Annotated in this window: 18 protein-coding genes; 10 read left to right on the plus strand and 8 right to left on the minus strand. The window is 58.7% G+C overall.

Annotated features, from left to right (window positions below):
- The first annotated feature begins 31 nt into the window (after nucleotides 1-31).
- A complete protein-coding gene (locus I8E17_RS28955) occupies nucleotides 32-1,633 on the plus strand; it encodes a hypothetical protein (protein ID WP_113367482.1) in 1,602 nt (533 codons plus the stop codon).
- Here the strand turns inward: I8E17_RS28955 and I8E17_RS28960 are convergent.
- The gene (locus I8E17_RS28960; RefSeq protein WP_113367483.1) at nucleotides 1,603-2,340 is read right to left on the minus strand and encodes a 4'-phosphopantetheinyl transferase superfamily protein; all 738 of its coding nucleotides are present in this window, start codon (nucleotides 2,338-2,340) and stop codon (nucleotides 1,603-1,605) included. The two genes, I8E17_RS28955 and I8E17_RS28960, sit on opposite strands and share 31 nt — an antisense overlap.
- Before the next feature lies 1 nt (nucleotide 2,341).
- A complete protein-coding gene (locus tag I8E17_RS28965) occupies nucleotides 2,342-3,526 on the minus strand; it encodes a DegT/DnrJ/EryC1/StrS family aminotransferase (protein ID WP_113367506.1) in 1,185 nt (394 codons plus the stop codon).
- 212 nt (nucleotides 3,527-3,738) lie between these two features.
- On the opposite strand from I8E17_RS28965, the gene I8E17_RS28970 reads away from it, so the two are divergent.
- Nucleotides 3,739-5,457 carry a GMC family oxidoreductase gene (locus I8E17_RS28970; protein WP_229002217.1) on the plus strand — a complete coding sequence of 573 codons (1,719 nt, stop codon included), beginning with the start codon at nucleotides 3,739-3,741 and terminating at the stop codon, nucleotides 5,455-5,457.
- 86 nt (nucleotides 5,458-5,543) lie between these two features.
- Here I8E17_RS28970 and I8E17_RS28975 read toward each other — a convergent pair whose 3' ends face one another.
- On the minus strand, nucleotides 5,544-6,380 hold the full coding sequence (locus I8E17_RS28975; RefSeq protein ID WP_083258298.1) for a methyltransferase, TIGR04325 family: 837 nt from the start codon (nucleotides 6,378-6,380) through the stop codon (nucleotides 5,544-5,546).
- A gap of 38 nt (nucleotides 6,381-6,418) precedes the next feature.
- Nucleotides 6,419-7,969, minus strand: coding sequence for an oligosaccharide flippase family protein (locus I8E17_RS28980; RefSeq protein ID WP_229002218.1), 1,551 nt, complete (start codon nucleotides 7,967-7,969; stop codon nucleotides 6,419-6,421).
- 236 nt (nucleotides 7,970-8,205) lie between these two features.
- Here I8E17_RS28980 and I8E17_RS28985 point away from each other — a divergent pair, with 236 nt between their 5' ends.
- Nucleotides 8,206-8,379 (plus strand): hypothetical protein, encoded by a 174-nt coding sequence (locus I8E17_RS28985; protein WP_162718440.1) that lies wholly within the window; start codon nucleotides 8,206-8,208, stop codon nucleotides 8,377-8,379.
- On the opposite strand, the gene I8E17_RS28990 is transcribed toward I8E17_RS28985, so the two are convergent.
- The 4 genes from I8E17_RS28990 to I8E17_RS29005 form a co-directional block, all read right to left on the minus strand.
- Nucleotides 8,369-9,061, minus strand: a complete 693-nt coding sequence (locus tag I8E17_RS28990; RefSeq protein WP_069615122.1) for a sugar transferase — start codon at nucleotides 9,059-9,061, stop codon at nucleotides 8,369-8,371. The two genes, I8E17_RS28985 and I8E17_RS28990, sit on opposite strands and share 11 nt — an antisense overlap.
- Before the next feature lie 131 nt (nucleotides 9,062-9,192).
- Nucleotides 9,193-10,500 (minus strand): glycosyltransferase family 4 protein, encoded by a 1,308-nt coding sequence (locus tag I8E17_RS28995; RefSeq protein ID WP_113367485.1) that lies wholly within the window; start codon nucleotides 10,498-10,500, stop codon nucleotides 9,193-9,195.
- A 4-nt stretch (nucleotides 10,501-10,504) separates the two neighbouring features.
- The gene (locus I8E17_RS29000) at nucleotides 10,505-13,762 is read right to left on the minus strand and encodes a GNVR domain-containing protein (protein WP_229002219.1); all 3,258 of its coding nucleotides are present in this window, start codon (nucleotides 13,760-13,762) and stop codon (nucleotides 10,505-10,507) included.
- Between the two features lie 29 nt (nucleotides 13,763-13,791).
- Nucleotides 13,792-15,060, minus strand: coding sequence for a polysaccharide biosynthesis/export family protein (locus I8E17_RS29005; protein WP_229002220.1), 1,269 nt, complete (start codon nucleotides 15,058-15,060; stop codon nucleotides 13,792-13,794).
- Nucleotides 15,061-15,441: 381 nt separating this feature from the next.
- On the opposite strand from I8E17_RS29005, the gene I8E17_RS29010 reads away from it, so the two are divergent.
- The 7 genes from I8E17_RS29010 to I8E17_RS29040 all read left to right on the plus strand — a co-directional run bounded on the left by I8E17_RS29010 (nucleotide 15,442) and on the right by I8E17_RS29040 (nucleotide 23,714).
- The gene (locus I8E17_RS29010) at nucleotides 15,442-16,629 is read left to right on the plus strand and encodes a glycosyltransferase (RefSeq protein ID WP_113367486.1); all 1,188 of its coding nucleotides are present in this window, start codon (nucleotides 15,442-15,444) and stop codon (nucleotides 16,627-16,629) included.
- A 388-nt stretch (nucleotides 16,630-17,017) separates the two neighbouring features.
- Nucleotides 17,018-18,721 carry a bifunctional diguanylate cyclase/phosphodiesterase gene (locus I8E17_RS29015; RefSeq protein WP_219511749.1) on the plus strand — a complete coding sequence of 568 codons (1,704 nt, stop codon included), beginning with the start codon at nucleotides 17,018-17,020 and terminating at the stop codon, nucleotides 18,719-18,721.
- 38 nt (nucleotides 18,722-18,759) lie between these two features.
- A complete protein-coding gene (locus I8E17_RS29020) occupies nucleotides 18,760-19,269 on the plus strand; it encodes a ubiquinone biosynthesis methyltransferase UbiE (RefSeq protein ID WP_069615118.1) in 510 nt (169 codons plus the stop codon).
- Entirely contained in the window at nucleotides 19,266-20,441 is a 1,176-nt protein-coding gene (locus I8E17_RS29025) for a class I SAM-dependent methyltransferase (protein ID WP_069615117.1), read from the plus strand. The genes I8E17_RS29020 and I8E17_RS29025 overlap by 4 nt, the downstream gene beginning before the upstream one ends.
- Nucleotides 20,438-22,798: a SpoIIE family protein phosphatase gene (locus I8E17_RS29030; RefSeq protein ID WP_113367488.1), complete on the plus strand. Its 2,361-nt coding sequence runs from the start codon at nucleotides 20,438-20,440 to the stop codon at nucleotides 22,796-22,798. Before I8E17_RS29025 ends, I8E17_RS29030 begins: the two co-directional genes overlap by 4 nt.
- A gap of 4 nt (nucleotides 22,799-22,802) precedes the next feature.
- Entirely contained in the window at nucleotides 22,803-23,357 is a 555-nt protein-coding gene (locus I8E17_RS29035; protein WP_113367489.1) for an ATP-binding protein, read from the plus strand.
- An 18-nt stretch (nucleotides 23,358-23,375) separates the two neighbouring features.
- Nucleotides 23,376-23,714 (plus strand): hypothetical protein, encoded by a 339-nt coding sequence (locus tag I8E17_RS29040; RefSeq protein ID WP_069615114.1) that lies wholly within the window; start codon nucleotides 23,376-23,378, stop codon nucleotides 23,712-23,714.
- Nucleotides 23,715-24,115: the final 401 nt, after the last annotated feature.

A 24,115-nucleotide genomic window follows, 5' to 3' on the forward strand; every position in this document is an offset into this window, starting at 1 on the left:
GGCAAATGGTCGAGCCATAGAGGAAACAGTCATGAACGAGACCAAGCCATTGAGGGTCGGCATTCTCGTCGCGCGCGGACATGCGCTCGCAAATTGGGAGCTGATGATCCTGGACCGAATTCTGGCCGCCCCGGGCCTGGAGCTTGCAGCCGTGCTCACTCATCCTCATCCGTTCGGCGTCGGCAAGGCATCGAAGCTGTTGTCCTGGAGTGCGCGACTGGAGACCCGGGCTCTTGCGCGTCAACCCGCCTATTTGCCAAAGCATTTCAATAGCCGCCGTCGTTTTGTCGACTGCTACGAATCCGATGGCGACAAGACGGGCACTGTCGACAACGTTACGGTGGCGTCGCTGCGCCGTCTGAAGCTCGACCTCGTCATCCGCATGGTTCCAATGAGCATGGCCGACGATGCGATCGCGGCTCTCCCATTCGGGGAATGGGCCTTCAACCTCTCCGACCGGCGATCGGCGGATGTCGATTGGTACGGCTATGCCGAGGTCCTTGCTCGCGCGTCGACTGCCGATCTGATCCTCTATGCCAAGCGCGGTGGCAAGGCCGGCAGGTTCGAGATTGCGCGGGCGTCATTCAACATCAAGCCCAGTGCAGCGCGATTGAGTGCCTTTGTAAGGGAGCGAAGCGTTACCCTTCTGCTGCGGGAGCTGACGCGGCTCGCCGACACCAGGCGGTTCAACCCATCCGCCTTTGCTGGCTCGATCATCGAGCAGGCGCCATCGCCCGGCGATCTCTTTCGCTACGGCTGCATCGTCGCGGGAACGATCTCGGTCAAGGCATTCAAATCGATCAGGGCGAGGCTCCGCGCCGAGTCGGCCATATGGACACTTTATACGGGACACGGTCACATCGATGATTTCGATCCGAGCAAGGCGGTGGAAATTCCACCTCTCAACAACAGCATCAAGGCCGATCCGTTCCTGTTTCAGGAGGATGGCAAATGCTACCTGTTCTATGAGGCCTATTCCCACGGCGACCGCAAGGCGCATATCGCGGTCGGCCGTTTCGACGGCGATGCACTCACGCAGGTCGGGGTGGCGCTGGAGCGCCCCTACCATCTCTCCTATCCATTCATATTTCGCGATGGCGACCAGATCTTCATGATACCGGAAACGCATCAGGCACGGCGGCTCGAGGTCTGGCGCTGCCGTGAGTTTCCGGTGAAATGGGAGCTGCACGCCACTGCCTTCGAGGGCCAATCGCCGGCCGATAGCGTCTTGATCCGCCATGGCGGCAAATGGTGGCTATTCACCAACCTGTCGGATTTCCATGCCTATGAAGACCATTGCAGCGAGCTCTATCTGTTCGAAGTCGACGGCCCGGCGCTCACAGGCATAAGACCCCACAAGCGAAATCCGGTCGTCATCGGGAGTACCGAGGCTCGAGGCGCAGGGCGCATCTTCGAACGTGGCGGCAGGCTGTTGCGGCCCTCGCAGCACAATGCATACGGCATTTATGGCTATGCTCTCAACATCATGGAGATCGAGAGACTCACGCTCGACGATTATCGTGAACGCCGCATTCGCACCATTACCCCGGCTTTCAAGGCCGGACTTCATGGTTGCCATCATTTCGATGCCGTCGACGGCCGCTACATTCTCGATGCGCGGCTGACCATCTGACTGATATTTCCGTTGCGATAGCGCAGGCCTACCTGGTGCCCGCCGGTCGAGGCAACTACCGCGCCAGCGAAGTTGGCCGGTGTCGCAAGCTCCAGAATGGCCCAGTTTTGCGGTGCATCCTCGTCCCCCTCCAGCCGTTCCAATCGCGATTGCTTCGATCTGTCGAACGTGACATCGAAACTGTCGAGCGGCAGCGACAAGCCGGCACCATGGGCTTTGATGAACGCTTCCTTGCGCGTCCAGCAGCGATAGAAACCATCCAGGTAGCTGTCAGCCGGCAGAGATCGAAGCGTCTGATACTCCTTGCGGGAGAAGAACCATTTCGCAATATCTTCCTTCAGGAACCGAATTTCCTCGATATCGATGCCGAGTTCGTAACGATCGGAAACAGCAAGGACAGCCCGGTCGGCGCTGTGGCTGAGATTGAAATGGATGGGACAAGCGCCGCCGATCGCGACATAAGGCTTCCCGTTGTCGCCGTAGTCGAAGCCTATCGACCGCGGCGGAATGCCGAGATAGCGCCCGAGGATAACCCGCATTCCGGTCCTGGCGGCGACGAAACGATGCCTGTCGCGATCATGGAAGAAGCGAATGGTCCGAACGCATTCGTCGAGCGACAGCAATGTGATATACATGCCGAGATCAGGCAACGGCATGTCCAGCTTCCAGTGCCAGACATCGATTGTGTCGGGTCCGATGCTCTCCATGTCAGATCGTTGCGTAGAAGAGATTGGCGTTCTTCGATTTTGCCTGCCGTGACATCCGCTTCGCCATATAGGCGACCAACGCGACGGGATAGTTTTCTCCAAGGCTGATGCGGCAGCTGCGCTTCAGGATGTCGAGTGTCTGCGCGCAAAGTTCCGGTGTGTATTCGATCTTCCGATCGGTCCAGTGGAAGGGGTTCATCGCCGGATGTCCTGTGCGTTGCTGCAGAACAGGTTGCCAGTTGGTATAAACGTGGCGGCTGGAATCGAACAGCCGATAGACACCACGCTTGTTCTCCTCGGCAAATCGCTTGGCCTCGTCCGACGTCTCGAAGATGACGTGGAGGCCCGCCGCATTGCCGATATCGTTGTGAGGCCCCACCATGATCTGTCCGCTCTTGGCGAAGATTTCGCTCATCACATCGTAGCGCTCACGCAAGCGGGCAATCATCGGATCAAGCTTTTTCAACTGCACGTTCAGCATGGCGCCTTGAATCTGGCTCGCCTTGAAATTCACCCCCAGCATGGGCGGTTCGTTGGCATTGTCGAGGTGGCCGCGAAACATGGAGCCGATGTCGTGATACATCCGGGCGCGCGCAAACAGCCGCGCGTCGTTCGTGACAACGGCCCCGCCCTCCCCGCAATTGATGTTCTTGAACTGATTGAAGCTGAAGGCTCCGAAATCACCGATCGTCCCAACCCGCTTGGTCTTGTAGTGCAATCCGACAGCCTGGCATGCATCCTCGATGACGACGAGGTTGTTCTCCCGGGCAATGCGCATGATACTGTCCATGTCGCACACCATGTTCGACATATGGACGGGAATGATTGCTCTCGTCTGCGGCGTGATCTTACGCAATATGTCCCGCGGATCCATCGTTAGCGTGTGGTCGATATCGACCAGGACCGGCACCGCGCCGGCGGCCAGTGGAGCGGCAGCGGTCGCGATCCAGGTATAGGCGGGCACGAGCACTTCATCCCCGGGACCGACGCCGGCGGCAACCAGCGCCGAGATCAATGCGCCGGTTCCGCTGCTCGTGGCCAAGGTATGGCGCACACCGAACTTCGTGGAAAAATCGGCTTCGAAGCGCCCGAGCGGGCCGCCGGTCTCGTCGCTGTAGCGTGCCAATTTGCCCGAGGCAAATACCGGCGCGAGCGCCAACCACTCCCGTAACCCCACCTTGGCCATGATCTTCGCTCCCAGGAAACTCGGCATTTGCTGGAGAGCCTAGCCTGTGATTGGCGCATTTTCAGCATGGACTTCCGACTGAAAGAAGCGCCGGAACCGATCAGATCACCTATCCGAAATCGGTAGATATCGCGCCCGCCTATGCCAATCGAACAGTTATCCACATGCTCGCGATGCTGGTAAAAAATAGGAAAACGAGCGGAAAAACGATCATGATAACCAGTGACTTGAGATCTATACCGGAAGGGATTGAAATACATGCCGATATTGCGATTGTCGGTGGCGGACCGGCCGGAATTGCGATCGCCCGCGAGTTGGCCGATACCCGCATTCGCGTCATTGTCATCGAGAGCGGCGGCCAGGATTACGAGGCGGAAATACAGGCGCTGAATTCCGTCGAGAACATTGGCGAGCCATTCGTTTCGGCGAATGCCGTGCCCGAAGGACGGGGCTATACCGGCGGATTGGCATGGCTGAACGATGTTCCCGCATTCGAGTTGCGAAATCGCATGCTTGGCGGCAGCAGCCATACCTGGGTCGGCAAATGCGCCGCCTTCGATGACATCGATTTCGAGAACCGACCGTGGCTGCCGCTCTCCGGCTGGCCGATCGATCGCGGGCAGCTGCTGCCTGCTCTCGATCGAGCCGGCAAACTGCTCAACCTCGGGCCGAACCTCTACGATGAGCGCCTTTTTGCGCTGCTCCATTCACGCCCGGACGATCTTGGCCTGGACAAGCAGCTTCTGAAGCCTTTCTTCTGGCAATTCAGCCACATGCGCCATCCGCGTGCCGAGCCGATGCGCTTTGCCCGACTTGCTGGCGATATCACGGCCGCGAACATAAGCTTTCTGACGCATGCCACGGCGACCGAGATCAATGTCGACAGCCAGGGCCGCCGGGTGACCTCGCTCAATCTCCGGAGCGCCATCGGCCGCAGCGCGACTGTCCGTGCAAACACCATCGTTCTTTGCGGTGGGGGCGTCGAGAATGCACGCCTGCTGCTCGCATCCAATTCTCATCTGCCGGCGGGCATAGGCAATAAGCATGATGTTGTCGGCCGCTATCTCTGCGACCACCCCCGAACATCGCTCTGCCGCTTCACGGGACGCGACATCGATGCGATCGCACGTCATTTCAATTTCTATGGCCTCAGCCACGGGGGACGCACGCATTTCTATCTCAGGGGCCTGTCCTTAAGCGCGGAAATTCAGGCATATGAAGGCCTTACCAACTGCGCCGCCTATCCGGTGCAGCTCCATGCTTGGGATGATCCCTGGGCGGCACTAAAGCGCTTGACGAAGGGGGCGGGCAAGACCGTCATGGGAGATCTTGCGACAGTCGCGAGATCGGCTGATATGATCAGCTCTGGGCTCTACGAACGCCTCGTGCGCAAGCGCGGCCTGCCGCATCGCTCGACTGAATTGCGCTTCGACGTCATGGTCGAGCAACAGCTCGATCCCGAAAGCCGTATCATGCTCGCCCAACAGCGCGATCGGTTCGGTCAGCCATTGCCGCGGGTCAACTGGAAAATCGGCCAGCGCGAAATCGCCAGTGTCAAACGGCTTGCAGGATTGATCTCGAAAGAATTCGTTCGCGTTGGCTTACCGAAACCAGTGCTGCCGGATTGGATCGCGGCAAGGGAGAACGCCCAGCCCGTCTTCATGGATATGGCCCACCCTTCCTGCACCACCCGCATGGGAACCGATCCGCGAACGAGCGTCGTCGATACCAATGCCATGGTTCACGGCATCGATGGCTTGTTTGTCGCCGGCAGCTCGGTCTTCCCGACGCCGGGCCACGCCAATCCGACGCTGATGCTTCTCGCCTTGGCTATTCGCCTTGCCGATCACCTCAAGCAACGGCACGCGTCCAAGCAATCGCATAGGCCGGATCATCGGAACGAAGCGGACCTATCGCTCCATCGCGGCTAAAACCTTCCGCTCGAGTCGCGAAAATGCTCTGGCCTTTTTGCGCAATTCCCGACGGAAAGCCGCTATGCACTTTCCCCGGAATTGTCCTAGCCCAGCCGAAAATAGAAACCGGCGCTCTCGCTGCGGCCGAGTTCCGGGTGCGTGTCTATGGCGTGGGACAGGGAGGGAATGGACCAGCGGTCGACCTGCTTGTAGCCGAGCCTTGCGATATCGTCGATGAAGTCCGCCTCGTTGCGCACGTGATAGGGGACATTTGACCTGCCGATGCGTTCCAGCGTGACGACCGTGCTGCCCTTGCGCAGCGCAACCTTGTTGAGGATCAGATGCCGCGGCAGCGAAGGCATTTGCGATAGCAGTCCGGATAGCGGCATATCGAGATACTGCATCAACCCCGATCCAAGCAACAATGGCATTTCGCCGGCGTCTGCGATCCGATCGACAAAGGACAGGCTCGTCAGGCCTTCCTTTTCGGCAAGGCTCTGCCCGGCGCGGACGATGGCCGGCAGATCGTAGACGACCCAGCGAAAAGCGCCGTCGAGCGGCAGCAGGGGACGGAAGGCGCGATATTTCGTGCCCATGTGCCCACCAGCATCGACGAGGCCATCGATCTCATGCAGCAAATTGCGGACCCAGAACAGCACCGGATAATCCCAGGGCGTCACCTCACACATTTTGGCGAAGGCCACGGTCGCGATCTCATCGTGATCGTAGCCGGCCATGGTCTGTCTGCGGGCGGCAGCCATGGCAGCGCCATAGGTGCCATAGGCGCCGGTAAACCGCCGTGGAAAGGGCAAGAGATAGTTCAGTCGTCCTCTGGCAAGGCGCAGTGGCGAAAGCCCTTGAGCGGCGGTCTGTGCGGCGCTCTTCAAGGCCGAACGCGCATGTGCCGACCATGACACATTGGACTCCAATGAAGCCGTCATCCTACATCCCCTATCTCTAACCATCCTATCGCCGCCGATCACCGCCTGCCCGAGAGAATCGAAACCGCGCCTCCGCTCATCTTCTCCAAAGCCAGAAGCGTGCAGACATAGATTGCCCCGCCCGAGACCACCTGCAGCAACACGGTCAGCACGCGCTGCATGCTCAGTGATCCGGCGAAATAGCCGAGCCCGTAAACCGCCGACGCCATCAACACGACGGCAATGGCAAGATAACCGCTCTTGCGCAGCACACGCCCCCAGCGAAGGCCGCCATAGTTCTTTTGCAGGTGCATCGATGTTAAAAAGGAGATCAACGACGCCAGACACTGTCCCCAGGCGGCGGCAACCACGCCGAAAGGCGCCAGAAGCAGGATCAGGGAGACGGAGACCACCGCATTCAACAGCAGGGTGGGAGGCATGCGCCTGATATTGCCCGACAGGGATAGCAGGGCTTCCGTGACGTAGCCCGGCATCAACAGGATCTGTTTTATGGACAGGATCGCGACCAGAATCGCCGCTGGCGCCCATTTTTTGCCGAGGACGATGTCGATCAAATCGGATGATATGAGCGAAAGGCCGAGATAGATCGGCGTCGAAATTGCCATGAGGACCGTCATGAAGATCGTTGCGGAAGGACCGGCGTCGCGAACCTGCCTTCCGTCCACCCCGATCACGATCGCGGCACGGCGAAACAGGGTCCAGGCCAGCATTCGCGCGGGTTCGCCGATGAGTTCGGAAAATGCCGCGACGATACGTTCCGCGACGCGATAATAACCTGCCTCCGCGAGGCCCAGAAAGCTGCCGATCGCGAGCGTTCCGGAATAGGATCGCAGAAAGAGGATCAGCCGGTTCGACAGGATATGGCTGGAAAATTCGAGAATTTCGCGCGCGAAAGGCCAGGTGAGATGCAGCTTGGGACGCCAGCCAAGCACGGCTGCCGAGCCGGTAAGACAAACGAGCTGCGAAACGAGCCGCCCCGCCGCGAGCGAAAACACGTTCCAGCCGAGCCACAGCCCAAGCATCGTAGCGCAGAGCCCGGCAATTTCGCTTGCCATCCGGATGGTGGCCTGCTTGCGCAGCAGGCCACGTGCGACCAACAACCCATCGTAAACCGCGTAAAGGGACGATGGCAAAAACCAGCAGCTGAAAAGAACGAGGAGAAGCGCTTCATGCGGCCTGCCGAAAAGGAGCCAGGCAATGGCGGAAGCAAGCAGCCCGACGATGGTCACGAGCACCCCGGCGACGATCGAAAGCGTGCCGATCTGGTCGAGCTCGCGATCCGTACACTCGGCCTTCATGACGAACTCGCCCCATCCACCTTCAGAGATCACGACGAGCATGACGACAATAGCGGAACTGAACGCATAGAGACCGAATTCGGCCGATTCCAGCACACGGGCGGCGACGAGGAATATGAGAAGCTGGACGACCTGAGATACGACTTTCGAAACGAGCGTCGACGCTCCGTCGCCGACGATCGCGGGCATGCGGGCGGCTATCCAGTAACGTAGGCTCGTCCAGATGGCACGCTTGGGGCGAAGCGGAAAGTTATCCATCAGCGCACCGTCGCGACAAGTAAATACGAGCATAGGCGGCCTTCGCATCGCCCGGTTGAGAAATCCCATTGAAGTGTAACATGATAATCCACAATTGTTTCCAGCCTTGCACCAGATAAAGTCTATAGTGTTCCCATTCAGGACATGATTCCGTGCAATGAAGCGCTGCCTGCAAGCGGGGTGCGCCGGAATTATTCGATTTTGCATCAGAGAAATTATTACCCTGAACGTCAGGGTCCGATGGAAATTCTCGGCAATAGAAGAGGGGCTTGCCGGCAATCGTCATGAAACACCACGCAGAGCCGCTTATGAAAGACGAAAACCATGATCGCATCGCCCCGGAACGGCCGGGTGGATTGCGCCAGAAACTTTTGCTTCGTTGGATTCTGGTGATTTTCTGCCTTGTCGTCTGGATTGCCGTAGCCGCTTTTTTCATTTGGTGAGACGTTCTTTTTCGTTGCGTGCGAGCAGCACGACGCCAACCGTTTTTACGAGAATTGCAAAATCGGTGCGCAAGGAACGGCTATGGAAGTAATCCAGATCGAACTGGATACGCTCCTCGTAAGTGGTATCGGCATGGCGGTTGACCTGCCAGAGGCCCGTGATCCCCGGCCGCAGCCCCAGATAACAATAGAGATTGGCTCCATAGCGATCGAGCTCCGCGGCAACGACAGGTCGAGGTCCGACCAGGCTCATCTCACCGCGCTGAACGTTCACCAGTTGCGGTAGCTCGTCGGCGCTGCTCATGCGCAGGTATTTCCCGAGCCAGTGCACGCGAGGGTCGTTCGTCAGCTTCTGTGTCGATAGCCACTCCTGCTTTCGCGTTTCGTCACGTGCCAGCAGCTCCGCCAGCTGCCGATCGGCATCCTTGCGCATCGTGCGGAATTTCAGGCAGTCGAACGGGCGTCCATCGCGGCCGACGCGCGTATGGCGATAGATGACGGGCCGGCCGTCGACCAGAAGCAGTGCAATCGCGATGACAAGCAGCGCCGGCGCCAGAAACAACAGCCCGAGCCCAGAAAGAACGAGGTCGACAATACGCTTGGCGCGTCCCCGCCGTTCCGCCCGCTTCGCCTCGCGGCGAGATCGCTCGCGATGGGCAATGCTGTCAAAAGTCGATAACATCTTCCGGACCCCTCACCACCATCATGCTCCTTCAAAGGCTGCCAGCTGCCCCAATCCTTGACAATTGACCCTGCGGACATTGGGTTAGTCCCATTGGCGTAGGACGCCGGGCACAAAGCTACCCACAAGCCTCAGCCCGCTTCGTCGATCAGTCGATGAGCGGCTGAAAAGTCGTCGTTCAAGGTCGACCGCAAGTTCGGTCTGGCAGCGTTTGCGCGGTCAAGAACACGATCGTACAGGGTAAGCAATGCTTCGCGCCATGAGACAGGTGTGTGCGCCAGCTCGCCTGATCGGCGGAGGCAATTCACGCTCATCCGTCGAAGAAGTATGTCATCGCTGGCAAGCCGGCGCATTCCGCTTGCCAGCGTTTCCACCTTGCCGCCCTGAAAGGTCAGTCCGCATCCGAGTATCGCAAGTTCATCGCCGAGAAGCGCGGTATCCGGCAATATCACCGGTATGCCGCTCGTCACGGCCTCGAGCGCCGCCAATCCGAAAGGTTCCGGCACCCGGGAGGAAATGACGAGGGCGCGCGCGTCGCAAAGGATGTTCCGCATCTCACTCTTGGATTTCCAGCCGTGAATGACGACTTCGGGAAAGTCCCGTTCCAGCCGACCGCGGCCGGCGCCATCGCCTATGATCTGCAGCTTTCCACCGGCAAGCCGCGCCGCGATCGCGGCATCTTCAAATCCCTTTTCCGGCTCCAGTCGACCAACAAAGAAGAAATCGCGCTTCTTCCACGGCTCAGTAGGATGATCGAGAAAGGGTTCGACCGGATTGCGAATTGTCTCGATATTGCCCATGTTGATCCGCCCGCGGGCGAAGTATTCGCGCATACGTTGATGCACGACGATGATATTGGCGGCAAATTGCTGGATGGGGTAATAATGCTCCCTCACCATCTGGCGGGCCGATCTCCAGATCTTCTCGTGATAGCCGCGCTTGTCGCAGTTTGTCGCCAGACAGCCGAGCGACATCGGCGTCAGAGGGCAGACCTGGCTTCTCCGGTAATTGGCAAATCCTCCGTTCGGGCACGAGAGGAAATAGTCATGAGCGTGCAGGACGACTCGGTCCCGAACCGGCCATAGGGCGCGGAAAATCGACGGCGATAGGATCTTCGACCAGCCGTGGACATGATAAATAGTGCCCTTGGTATCGACGCGCGACATGAGAGCGCTCAAGCCTTCATAGGCCCGATGGCTATAAAGACCGCTGGCAAGTGCACTGAGACGCGGTTGCTGAGTTAGCGGCTGCGCGGCCAGATTGATGGTGTCGGCCGCCGGCTGTTCCGAGCCGGCGCCATCGCCGGCGAAGTAGGTCACGGCTACCCCGGCTTCCTGCAGCAAAGTGGCCGAGAGCATCGCCAGATTCGAGGCTCCGCCTATCTTGGCGGAACGGTCGTTGATGATGATGACACGATCGAGGTCGGATGAGCGTGCCACCGGATTAATCCAGCGCTTCGATGTTTTGCGGCGCCAACCTTCCCTTGAGGAGATCACGAAGCGCGATGACATTGCCTTTAAGGCGGCCCTTGCGGTCGACCCAAGGCTCCGGTCGCCAGATTTTGACGAGGTTAGCCGCGAGATTGCGGCCGATCTGCATTGTTGCCTGCGGCACGCTCATCGTGCGCTTGCGCATGAGATAGAGCGGGTTGGCTATTTGCGAATAGCCAAGACGAACGCCGCCCGGTCGGCCACCTTTCGTGCCGAGATGAACGCCTTCGAGTTGCTTGACGCTGACGACCTGGCCGTAATGGGCCACGAGCCTGCTGAAATCGACATCCTCGAGCCAGCCATAGAAGGGCAGGTTCTCGTCGAAACGCAGGGCCGCGGCTTTGACGATGGCCATGCGGATCGCCATGTTGCAGCCATAGGCATTGTAAACAGATCGGATTTGCATTGAGGGCTCGGAGCGGCGGCGGCGCTCCGAGCTGACCAATCGTAAGCCGTCACGAACAGAAATACCCGGTCCGGTAATGCCGTCGGCCAGGACCGTGCCGGTGCACATGGCAACATCCGGCTGCAGCTGAAACAGTCGTTCCGTTTCCTCGATATAGGCAGGCGTCATCAGAAAATCATCATCGAGGAAAAGGACGATATCCGCGTCCTGAACGCTGTCGAGGATGCGATTGCGCTGACGGCAGAGCCCGCGCTCGCTGATAAGCACCCGCACGGGAATGTCGAGATTTCTAAGGCAGCTCGGATCGATGTCTTCCGGCGAGGAAAGGCAGATGACGATCTCGTCCGGCTTCCGGGTTTGGCTGGCCACATGGGGGAGGATGGACGACAGGATATCGCGGCGACCGGAACTTGCGACACCGAGCGTGATCTTCAAGGGCCGACCCGTTACGCTGCCCGTAAGTCGTCGCACCGACGCACGCACCTGGCGGCGGTCCTGACGGCTGCGCCAAAGACGCTTGTCCTGGCGGTGGCGCCTCTCATGGCTGCGATTGGCGATGATGCCGAGGATATTGATCGTTGTCGTGCCAAAACTTGCCAGCGCGTCCGACAGCCTCTCCACCGTCATCTTGTTCGTCTGCCCGACGACGACGACAATGCCCTCGAGATAGGTGCAGATGACGCGGGTATCGGCAGAATCCTCGAAGGCAGACATATCGACGATGACGACCTTGTATCGCCGGCGCAACAAGTCGATCTCAGCCTTCAGCGCGGGCAGATGCCCATAGCGCTGAAAAGCGGTCACGGATTTTTCGGTCTCGTCGACGGTGACGACCGGGACGCCACCATGGGCCTGCATGACCTCCGCCTCCGGCTCATGCTCGGCCTTCGCGACAAGCAGGCCGCCTTCATGGGCGACGGCATAGCGGCGCGGGACATCGTTGATGCTCAAGGCCTCCATGCCGAACTCCGTGCCGGCTTCGGTCACCACGCAGCTCAGTCTCGCATTGAGAAAATCGGCGTCGACGAGCACAACGGATGCACCTTCGTGCTGATAGAGTTGCGCGAGATTGGTCGCGATCGTGGTCTTGCCTTCGCCGGTGCCGACCGAGGTGATGCCGATCACCATGGGTGCGTTCGGCGGAAATGCGGAATCGATCGAGTGCTTGACGCCACGCAAGGCTTCGGAAAATTGCGAATAGGGCGTATCGAGCACGGATCTCAACGGCAGCATCGTTCGTCGCCAGCCGGCGTTGGCGGCCGCCATTCTTCCCGGCAGGAAGGACGGGCTCACGTAGACGGGCACGTGGCCAAGAGAGCTGATCCCCAATTCCCGCCGCAGCTTTTCACTGGAGCTGACGCGGCGATCCAAGCCGTCCCGCAAAAGCGCCGCCATGACGCCGGCCGCAAGGCCGAGCATGGCCGTGAAGGGCAGGACGAAGGAGGACTTCGGCCAGCTCTTTGCCAGCGGCACGGCGGCCGCGGTCACGACACGAACATTGCCGAGCGGAAACGATTCCTTTTGCAGCGCGCCAATCAGCTGCTGCAGGATGCTTTCATACATCCGTCGGTAGGTGGTGGCGCGGCTTTCCATCTCCGACAGCTCCACCCTTGCCAGATTCTTGTCCGTTCCGGCGTCCTTGAGCGACGCCAATTCATCGCTGAGCAGCTTTTCGCGGGTTTGGGCGACTTCCAGATTCACCTTGTGGACTGCCTGGATACGCTCGAACTCCTTGCGCATATCTCCCTTTATTCGATCGATTTCCTGCTGCGCGGCAATGATGGCGGGATTATCGGCATCATATCTGCCGGTAAGGTTGTTCAATTTGATCGTCGCAGCTCCGAGATCCTCCTGCAGCTTCTGTATGCGCGGATTGTTCATCGTCTCGTCGACATCGCCTTCGACTTTGCCACCCGACATCAGCTGGTTGAGTGTCGCGAGCTTGGCTGATTCCGCCGCCGTCTGTGCCTTGGCCGCAACTGCCTGACTACTGATCTCCGATAATTGCTGCTGATCGAGGGAAGACGACGTGCTGATCTCCATGATGCCGTTTTTGGCGCGAAACTCCTCGACATTCATAGCTGCCTCGCGAGCCTGTCGTCCGACTTCGATCAAACGTGTCTCCAGCCATTTGGCTCCACTTTGCGCTGCGGAAGCCCGCTCCGACAGGCCGGTGCTGATATAGGCCTCTGCAATCGCGTTCGCCGCCAAAGCCGCTTTTTGCGGATCGACCGAACTATATCCGATCTCAAGAATGTAGGATTGGCCAACGCGGGTAACCTCGACCCTGGAGAGGAAGGAGGCCATGGTGCGGCGCATGAGATCATCCTCCGTGGTTTCCGCTTTCGCGCCGCCATCATCGCCGTGCTTGAAGTAGCTGAAGAGTGTGCGCAGCTTGTCATGCAGCGTCGCCTGCCAGGACATGCCGCCGACTATTTCCGGATCTTCCGTGAGATTGAGTTTCTGCACGACCGCGCGCGCGATCGCCTCGGATTTGACGATCTCGACCTGGCTCGCAATTTCCGCCGCCTCGATGATGACCGTTCCGGTGAAGGCGTCCTGCGAGACGATGCGCCCTTGGTCTGGATCCATGACGAGCCGCGTGGTCGCCAGATAGACCGGCTGCGTCGTCGCCATGTAGAAACCGCCGATGCCGAGACCCGCCCCCGTAAACAGTGCGAAGATCATCCAGTGGCGCTGCAGGAAACGCCAGACGTCACGAAAGGAGATATATTCGCTGCCCCCTGTCCCCTTGGCGCTCGAAGGAATGCTGCGTAAGCCCTTACCGATCTCGTGAATTGCCATGATTGTCGCCCCACATTGCTCGCTTATCACTATTGAGATTGGCCGGTATCGGCAGACGAAAGCGCCGTGCCGTCCAGGCTTCCGGAAATATTGTAGCGCACATCCAGAACGTCCCCCGGCTGCAGCGCGGTCGCTTCCGATGCCTTGATCGCATTGGCCTCGTCGCCGTTGCGGGTGATCCAGTATTCCATCGGCTGGAGATCGAGCGCTTTCATGCTCTGAATTCTCGAAAGCGAAGCGCCCGAAAGCTGCAGAAGTTGCAGCGTCGTGTTTCGCTTTAGTTTGGTGTCCTCGATTTCGGTCTCGGTAGTCTGCAGCAGTTGGCCGGCATCGGTCTTGCGCTGGCCCTTGAGATTGAGCGCGTCACGTTCGGTCTCGCTCAGCTTCTGCTTTGCCTGCATCGAAGCAACGACAAGATCCAGCTTGCCTGCCTGCATCTCGGCGACGATCCGCTCCAGCGAGGTTTTCCGAGAGGTGGTCAGAATCTTCGTGTCGACCAGCTTGGAAATGTCGCTCAACTCGTCCTGCGCGATCTTCACCTGCTCGTCCTGCGACGACATTTTCTCATCAAGGATGTTGATTTCGTTGCGCAGCAGCACTTCCAGATCCGCGGCGGCGGCGAGTTGCTGACGCAGAGCATCCGCCCTGGCATTGAACAGGTCTACTTCGCTCGTCATGATCTGCCAGATGGCCGATCCCTCGGGAGCGGCCTTGATCTCCGGCGGGAATGTGATCGCCGGCTGATCGTTGAGCTCGGCCATCAGGCGGGCCCGCCGGGCGCCGAGCTGTTTCAGTTGCAGCTCCATCCGGCTGATCTCGCCGGCATAGCTGACCTGCTGCGCCTCCGAGTAGTCACCGGTCTGGCTGGACCGACGCTCACGCCCGCCCGCCATGGCAACCGCCTGCTTCACCGTCAGGCCGGGCCTGAACTCCAGCTCGCTCGGCTTTTCGACAGCGCCGGACACGTAGATCATCGGATATTTGACGATCTCGACCGAAGCGGTCGGCGCAAGCGCCAGACCGGTGATCTGCTTCAGCTTGTCGCCGATATCGGCGCTGATGTCCTCGACGGTCTTGTCGCCGACCCGCATTTCTCCAATCATCGGAATTGAGACCGAACCCGATTGCGATACGACATATTCGCCGTTCAGCGCGGTCCATTCCTTGTATTCGCCGGTTGCAGCGATCCATTCGACGATGGCGATCTTGATCCGCGCCTGAGGCCCGACACGATAGGCGTCGGCGGCCGCAGCACCCGCCATGCCATGCATCCCCACGCCGGAAAGAAGTAATGCCATCAACCAGGGCGCCATCAATCGAGATGGCCTGGAGATGGAATGGTAAGCTGAAGCGCGCACTCTGGACATGAGTCGAAATCTCGCTTTCTTGATCGCTTGCGCCATCACACGGAAAAGGCGCCATGGAGCGAGATCAGCAGCTGAACGCATAACGTGTAAACCCCCTACCGAAGCAACAGGGCTTATCATTTCTGGCAGGGGGGTAGGCGACGCCGCCGTCTCTTGGTCGGATGGGCATATCCTTGTGTGCAGGCACACACCGGCAGCTAAATCTTTTGGTCACTCCCTTCGGCCATTTGTATGCCGCGGTGAACCGATGTAGGCCCTGTCGTAAAAGTTGCCGGCTGCCCAATGTTGTTTCGGCCCATGGAGGGAAGAGCAATGCGGGTAGCGATCGTGCATTATTGGCTGGTATCGATGCGCGGCGGAGAAAAAGTGGTCGAGGCGCTCTGCGACATGTATCCGGACGCCGATATCTTCACTCTCGTCTACGATGAAAGCCGTGTCTCCGAGAAGATTCGCAGGCACAAGATTTTCACCTCCTTCCTTCAGCGGATTCCGGGTGCCGCCAAGACCTACCAATCGCTCTTGCCGCTGATGCCCTTCGCGTTGGAGAGCTTCAACCTCACCGGCTACGATCTGATCATTTCCAGCGAATCCGGCCCGGCCAAGGGTATCATCCCGCCGCCGCGGGCAACGCATATCTGCTATTGCCATTCCCCCATGCGTTATCTTTGGGATCATTATCACTTCTATCGATCCCATGCAGGCCTCGCATCCCGGCTCATGTTGCCGATGCTGGCGCCGATGCTGCGCTCCTGGGACGTCAATACGAGCATGCGCGTCGATCGCTTTATCGCCAACTCGCATCATGTCTGCGACCGCATCGGCAAGTATTATCGACGGCCCGCGACCGTGGTCTATCCACCCGTCAATGTCGACGACTTCACGCCGGCGCCATCGATCGAGGATTTTTATCTCTGCGCCGGCCAGTTGGTTCCCTACAAGCGGATTGATCTGGCGGTGAAGGCTTTTACCCGGATGAATCGCCAACTGGTCGTCATCGGCGAAGGCAGCGAAGCGGAGGGGCTCAAACGTATCGCCGGTCCATCAATCACTTTTCTCGGCCGGACCCCATTTCCAATATTGAGGGAAAAGCTTGCCCGCTGCCGTGCGCTGGTCTTTCCCGGCGAGGAGGACTTTGGCATGGTTCCGGTGGAAGCGATGGCCAGCGGGCGACCCGTTATCGCTTACGGAAGTGGCGGAGCGCTGGAAACGGTCGCGCCGGGCGTGACCGGCGTTCTCTTCGATCAGCAGTCCGTCGACGCGCTGATCAAGGCCGTGATCGATTTCGAGGCCATGCAGCACCGCTTTCACCCGGAAACACTGCAAGCGCATGCGGAACAGTTCAGTCCGCGTAAATTCACCGCGAGCATGCAAGCGATCATCAATGAGGAGTTGTTGATCCGCAAGGCCGCAAGGCTTCGCAGCCACCCTGCCGTTCAAGGAGGCCGCGAAGCGCAATTGCCGGTCCTTGCGATGGAGCCGCAAAGCAGGACACTTCAGTAGAAGTCGGCGGGACGGCGGCCACCGGCGTCGGTCAGAAAAGAGGACGCTCCGCGAATCAAACCATGGAGCCATCGAAATCACCCGATGGAAGCACTGCAATCTAAACGCATCCTGCGATCTGGGAGCGCAATCTCCCGGCACTCAAAATGAAACAGACAATATCGCCGCGGTTCGATTTAATCTGCACATGTCTTAGCAATCATTGCTAAATATGAAGATCTCGTAATATACTCGCTTAAAGCGGCTATCGCGTTCTGGTAAGTTATAACTTGCGCCCGCACGCTCGATGAGACTGCGATTGTTGATGCGCATGATTCGATGCCAACGGACCAGTTCAAACTGGACAATGGCCGGATTTGTGTGGCCGGCTTGGGGAGGACGAGGCCATATGCCTGAGAACCGAGTGGATCGGTCGCAGCAAATTCCATATGAGTCCGAATCCGACAACGGTTTAGAGGCGATGATTTCGCTTTGGAACCTCGATCTCAAACTGCTCGACTCCTCTAAGGGATTCAAAGAGCATATCGGCGCTGCGTCCCGAAGCGAGGTGACATTGTGGGAGGCCTATCCGGCACTTGCAAAACCGGCGCTTGCCGAGCTCATCCGTCAGGTAATCGATACGGGTGAAGCTCGCACGATCCCGCTCGACGATCCGAGGCGAGGAAAACGCAACGTTCTCATCTCCTACATTCGAGTAGGCCTCCTGATTGTCGAAACCAACGGGGCAAGCTCGAGTGGGAACCTGTCATCCGAAGACAGTGAAAAAGCGCGGCTGATCCATCAGGCAACACACGACGCGTTGACCGGGTTGCCCAATCGCCGCCAATTCAGTACGGCGCTGGCGCAACTCCTTCCAGCGCGCGGCAAGATCGGGCCGGCGCTGATGCAGCTCGATCTCGACGACTTCAAGCCCGTCAACGACACGCTCGGCCACGGTGCCGGCGACATCGTGCTGAAACTCGCCGCCGAACGAATCAAGGAAGCGCTCGGCGAGGGCGGAACGGTCTACCGTCTCGCCGGCGACGAATTCGCCGTCATCCAGGTCGGACCGCAGCGTGCCTTCGAGGCGGAACGGCTGGCAGACGCGCTGGTGACCGAATTCAAGAAGCCGTTCACGGTCAACGGCATCTCTCTTTTCGTTGGCGTGAGCGTCGGCATTGCAATTGCGCCGCGCGACGGCAACGAGGGGGAGCAGCTGATGAAGGCTGCCGATGTCGCCCTTTATGCCGCCAAGAAAGAGGGACGACGGCGGGCGCGGACTTTCGATCCGGCCATGCTGATCGTGGTCGAACAAAGGGAGCTGCTGCGGCGCAGCCTGCGCGTGGCACTGCAACGCGACGAGTTCTTCATCGAATATCAGCCGCTGGTGGAGTCTTCGTCCCATATAGTCGGCTTCGAGGCGCTGCTGCGCTGGCGGCATCCGACCCTCGGGATCATTCCGCCGGCAGCTTTCATTCCCATGGCGGAAGCCGACGGTCTCATGCGCGAAATCGGTCAGTGGATGCTGGAAGAAGCCTGCCGCGAGGCCTTGGCGTGGCCGGCGCATTATACGCTTGCAGTGAACCTTTCTCCGGCGGAATTCCTGACGCCGGGCCTGACCGATCGCATCTCCCAAACGCTCGATATCGTCGGATTTCCAGCCGAGCGCCTGGAGCTGGAAATCACCGAAGGCGTGCTTCTGGAACGAACGACCAACAATCTGGACACGCTGAACACGCTGAACGTGCTCGGTATCCAGATTTCCCTCGATGACTTCGGCACGGAATATTCCTCGCTCAGCTATCTCAAGAATTTTCCCTTCGATACGATCAAGATCGATCGCTACTTCATCAGGGATATGTTGCAGGACGGCAAAAGCCAAGCCATTGTGCGCTCGGTGATCGGGCTCGCCCACGGCCTGGACATGCGGGTGACCGCGGAAGGCGTCGAAACGCAGCAACAGGCAGCCTGGCTCCGGGAAGAAGGCTGCGACCGCCTGCAGGGCTATAGCATCAGCCCTCCGCTCAGCGCCGACAAGCTCGATGATTTCATAAGGCGGGGTGCGCGCACTCAGCCGGCCACCACATTCGACGAATATCACGCCAGCCCGTGAGTTTCGCATTTCGTTCGGGAATTTCTCGAGGGGGTACCATGGAGGAGGTGCAAGTGGACGCGGCTTTCGAGCCATTGCTTGAGCTGGAGATGGAGATGGCGACCCTGGTGGCGGACTGGTCGCGTTGCGACCAATGCGCCGCTTATGTGGCACGCATGGTCAGCCACGATCGCCACGATCCCATCCGTCATGCCAACCTGCTTTCGTCAGCCCTGAATGAACTCTTCGAGATGTCGTTCCATACCAGGGAAAGCGGCGGTACTCTTACCTGCCGCTTCTACCGGAATGGCTTGATCGAGCGAATCGAACTGACCTTTCCCTGCTCGGCCGAACAACGCGATTCATATCAGGCAATCGTCGAGCGAATCGGAAACGGCCAGGCGCTTGCAAACTATCTCGATGTCATCACCGATGACGCCGCGCGTGCCGAGCATGCGATCCTTCTTGGCCTGGCCGTCAATTACGATGCCGATATCGGGCTGTTCGATCAGGATACAGGCGTGATGACTTTCGTGGTGGATCTCGCACTCGAAAGGCTACTCAATTGAACAACCCCTCCTCTAGCCGTTTCACAGCGCAATTCGATGCCAATAATCAGGAATTCTCCCTGTCGGGAGTCCTCAGACCGCATTCGGTTGCCGAGCTCGCCGATGATCTCGCCCTGCTGCGAAACGGTATCGAGACGGTGAACGGTGTCTGCTACATCAATCTGAAGCGCGTCATCCACATGAACAACACGGCGTTCCGCGCCCTGACGCATGCACTCCTCGATGCCACCCGGTCGAGGCCGGATCTCAAACTGACGGTCGTCGCCTCGAGCGTCGTTGCATGGGCATCGCGGCTGTTTCGCCATTTGAGCGATCTGTCGCCCAACATCGTCGTCGAGATCTATGATTCCGCCTTCTATCCCGGGCAGACATTCGTGGAGAACCAGAGCTTCATCCCGATCCTCCGAACCCAGACCAAGATGACCTGGCGGCACGAACGCGAGATATTGCCGCGACACGGCCTTCGTGAAGGTTTGCATGTTGCCGACATCTGTTGCGGCATCGGCGATTTCGCCATGCTGCTGCGAAAGGATTTCAGGCCGGCGCGGATCGTTGCCCTCGATCACTCGGTGCCGAGCCTGGAATATGCCCGCAAGGTCGCGGACGACTTCGATGTCCGCGACATCGAATATACCTATGGCGATGCATCCCAGATGCTGTTCGAGAGCGACCAGTTCGATTTCGTGACCTGCAGGCATTCGCTGCAGATCTTCGACCGTCCGGATATTCTGCTGCGCGAACTCTATCGGATATGCAAGCCAGGCGGCAGGGTCTACATCACCAACGAGAAGAACTCCCATTGTCTTGGCGAGCCCAGAGCCGACAGCATCCAATGGACTTATAACGAGGTCGCGAAGCTGTTTGCCCATTTCGACATGGATGTCGAAATGGGTCCCAAGGGCCGCCGCATGCTGCTGGATGCCGGCTTCAAGGATGTGCGGATGGAAAGCTTCATGGTCACCAATCTCGACGGCGATCCCCAGGATTTCGCCGACATCATCACGGCGTGGCGGAATGTCTACGCAGATGAGATGGCGGTCCGAAGAGGGGATTCGGCCGCATTCATCGAGCGATTCAAACAAGGTTTCGCGGATCATATTTTTGCCGCGCTCCATCCAAGAGGCTATGCCGGCTGGCCGATCTGGGCTTCCTCGGGACAGAAACCGCTATGACAGACGCGTCAACCGCCAAGCAACGGCTCGGACTGCGCTCCTTTCGCGCCAAATTTCTACTCGTGGTCGGGGGAGCGGTTCTTTTCGACCTCCTCGTCAGCGGCGGCCTTGCACTGTGGAACGTCCAGCGTCTTTCGCGCAACGCCACGACGGAAGTGGGGCAAGGCCTGGAGAAGGCGAGCCAGGATTACATTCGCTCCTATGCGGATTCGACCGCCGCGGAGGTCGGCCTGCTGATCGACCAGGTCCATTCCGACGTGAAGGCGCTGGCGGGCGTGCTGCAGGGACAGATCGACAACCCGGCGCGAAGCGTGGATGTGGGGGCCGCCATGAGCAGGGCATCCCCGGGCGCGGTAACAGTGTCCTACGACCCGGTTGGCCAGTGGTCACAGAACTTGCCCGGCACGCCCTCCGTCATCAGTGTCTGGGGGTACCTGCTCGATAAGGATCACCATCCCCCGCCCCAGGTGCAGGCAGACATAGAATGGAGCGCGGTGCTCGATCTGGTCGCCCCTTCATTGCTGCATAACGGCGCGTCGAAGTTGCAGATGTATTATATCGGGCCTAGGGAGCGTCCGATTTTCCGGACCGCTCCCTATACGACGCAGGCACAGACTTTCGACCGGCTTTATCCCGGCCATAACAGCGCCGATTTTTGGACATTCTTCTTTCCAGGCCTTTACGAATCCTGGCAGCAATGGGCTTCCAACCCGTCGTCACGGCCGGTTGCCGATTACATCACCCAGACCGCTCCCTATACCGACGCCATCACCGGCAAGCTGATCGTCAGCTTTTTTCATCCGCTCTGGACGCCGGATCGGCATGGCCTGGCCGGTGCCGCTGGCGCTGATATCACGCTCACACAACTTGCCGAAATCGTCGAGCATGTGAAAGTCGCCCAGACCGGCTTCGGCTTCCTTGCCATGTCGAATGGAAATGTCGTCGCGATCAATCCCGTGGGCGAGAAGGTCATCGGCTTGCGCGCCGCCAACGATGCCGCCGCCAAGGGCGTCACCGGCGTCGATCGATCCTTGCGCAACAGCACCCAAACGGCGATCACCAAGCTGCCGCTCGACGCCGATGGCGTGATCCAGCATATCACCCTCAGCCAGCAGGGAGAGGATGTGCCCTACCTCGCGGTCGTCAAGCAATTGCGCCCGACCAATCTTTGGGTGGATGGACCGGTGCAACGCGAAGTCATGTCGCTCGGGATAGTCGTGCCCGAGCACGAGATCTACGCCTCGCTCATTGCCGCCAAGGATGAGATATCGCGGGCGACCAACCGCATCCTGCTTTATCAGATCATGGCGGTCCTTGTGTCGCTGATGATCGTCACGGCGGCGGTCTTCGCCGCTTCGAAACGCGTCACCAGCGGCATCAGCGCGCTGGCGAGCGCCGCCAAACGCATACAGGCGAAGGATTATTCGGTCAGGGTCGATATCTCGACCCGGGACGAGGTGGCGGAGGCCGGCATCGCATTCAACCGGATGGCGGAGGATATCAGCTTCCATACCGAAAACCTCGAAAAGCTCGTTTCGGACCGGACCAAGGAGATCGAGGCGGCCAAGGAAGAGATTTCGACCCTCAACAGCCAATTGAAGAACGAAAATCTGCGGCTGGGTGCCGAGCTCAATGTCGCCCGGCAGATCCAGCTCATGGTCCTGCCGCGGGCCAAGGAGCTGACGGCGATCAAGCACCTGGAGATCGCCGCCTACATGCGCCCGGCCGACGAAGTCGGCGGCGATTACTATGATGTCCTGCAGAACGGGAACAACCTCAAGATCGGCATCGGCGACGTGACCGGCCACGGGCTGGAGAGCGGCGTATTGATGCTGATGGTGCAATCGATCGCCCGCGCCCTGCAGGAAGCAGGCGAGATGGATCCGGCAAAATTCCTGACCGATCTCAATCGCGCCATCTTCAAGAACATCGAACGGACACGGACGGACAAGCATCTCACCTTGTCGTTCCTCGACTATGACGGCGAGAGATTGACCATTTCCGGCCAGCACGAGGACATGATCATCATTCGCCAAGACGGCAAGGTGGAGCGGATAGACACAGGCGATCTCGGTCTTCCTGTTGGCCTTGAGCCTGACATAGCTCCCTTTATCGATACGCGGCAGGTATCTTTCGAGAAGGGCGACATGGTAGTCCTGCATACCGACGGTGTCACCGAAGCGGAGAATTCGAAGGGTGAACTGTTCGGCTTCGACAGGCTTTTGGAGGATGCTCGCCGCCTGCATGGCGGGACTGCGGAAGAAGTCGTCGAGGGCATACTCGACGATTTGATGACTTACATCGGGACCCATAAGATCCATGACGATATTACCCTTGTGGTGATGCGGCACAGGTGAGGAGATGACGACAGCAATTTTCGGCAAGGAACATCTGGTTTCGTTCGACGGCACCAATGCCCTTCGCATTCGCCTGTTCGACGGACCTCTCCACCTGGCGTGGCGCCATTCGGCCATGACATCCGACTTTATCGCGGAAACGATGGCGCTCGATTTCCGTGCTTCCGAGCGCCAATACAAGACGGTACGGCACGATATCGGTTATTTGACCAACGAGCTCATCGAAAACTCCATCAAGTTCCGCGCCACGGGCGAGATCCTGATCGAGGCGCTGAGGGATGACCATCATTTCAGGATGCGGATCGGAAACTTTATCGACCGCGACGCGACTGAACGCTTCCAGGAATTATTGTTGAGGGTTACGGCCGGCGATCCCGGCGATCTCCTGATAGAACAGATCGAGGCAAGTGTTCTTGCCGGCGACGATGCATCCGGGTTAGGACTGTTGACATTGATGAGCGACTACCAGGTTCAGCTGGCCTGGCATTTCGACGACGATGGTCCGCACAAGCGGATCAAGCTGCAAACCTATGCCGCAATGGCGATTTCATCGGCGTGAACCAGCGAGAGGCCTTTTATGGAAATCAAAGAAGAAGCATTCCGCGTCTGGTCCGAAGGCAGCACTCTGTATTTTGACGGAACCATGCGTCTGGCGGGTCCCGATGCCTATGCACCGGTCTATGATCTGGCTAGGACGATCCTTCATGGGGGTGGAGGCAAGGCGACTTTCGACCTCACCGGTCTGCAATTCTTGAATTCCTCAGGCATCAACCTGCTTGCCAAACTGACGATAGAGGCGCGCAAGCATCCGGATGTTCATCTTACCGTCTGCGGCTCGTCGCAAATTCCCTGGCAGATGAAATCATTGCCAAACCTGAAAAAGCTGCATCCGCGCCTGGATCTGCGCCTGACCTAGCCATCAAGCGCCCGCGCCCTTATCCTTGCCGCTCCCTCGGGGTGTCAGAACGCTCATGGTTCGGGCATTCGGCCTTATGGGATATCCGCTTACAAGATCTCATATGAGCCACGATGCTTTGTCGCCGTTGCGCAGCGCGCGGACACGAAACTTGCTGGAGAAGAGGCGCATTGTGATACAACATATTGCGCGAATTTATTTGAAACAGAATTTCGGTCAACTCTCCCTTGCACCTATCGGCTTCGCCATTCAGGACGGAGATAAACAACAATACTCATTGATATCTCTAAAATATCTCACGATACTAATGTATATCTAATTTCTATAGTGAAAACTTCAGTTTAAATCGCACATCCAATGTAAATTATTTCAAATTAATACATCGGTTCTGATAGCGGCAA

It is taken from the genome of Rhizobium sp. AB2/73 (assembly GCF_020871915.1).
Classification (GTDB): Bacteria; Pseudomonadota; Alphaproteobacteria; order Rhizobiales; family Rhizobiaceae; genus Rhizobium; species Rhizobium dioscoreae.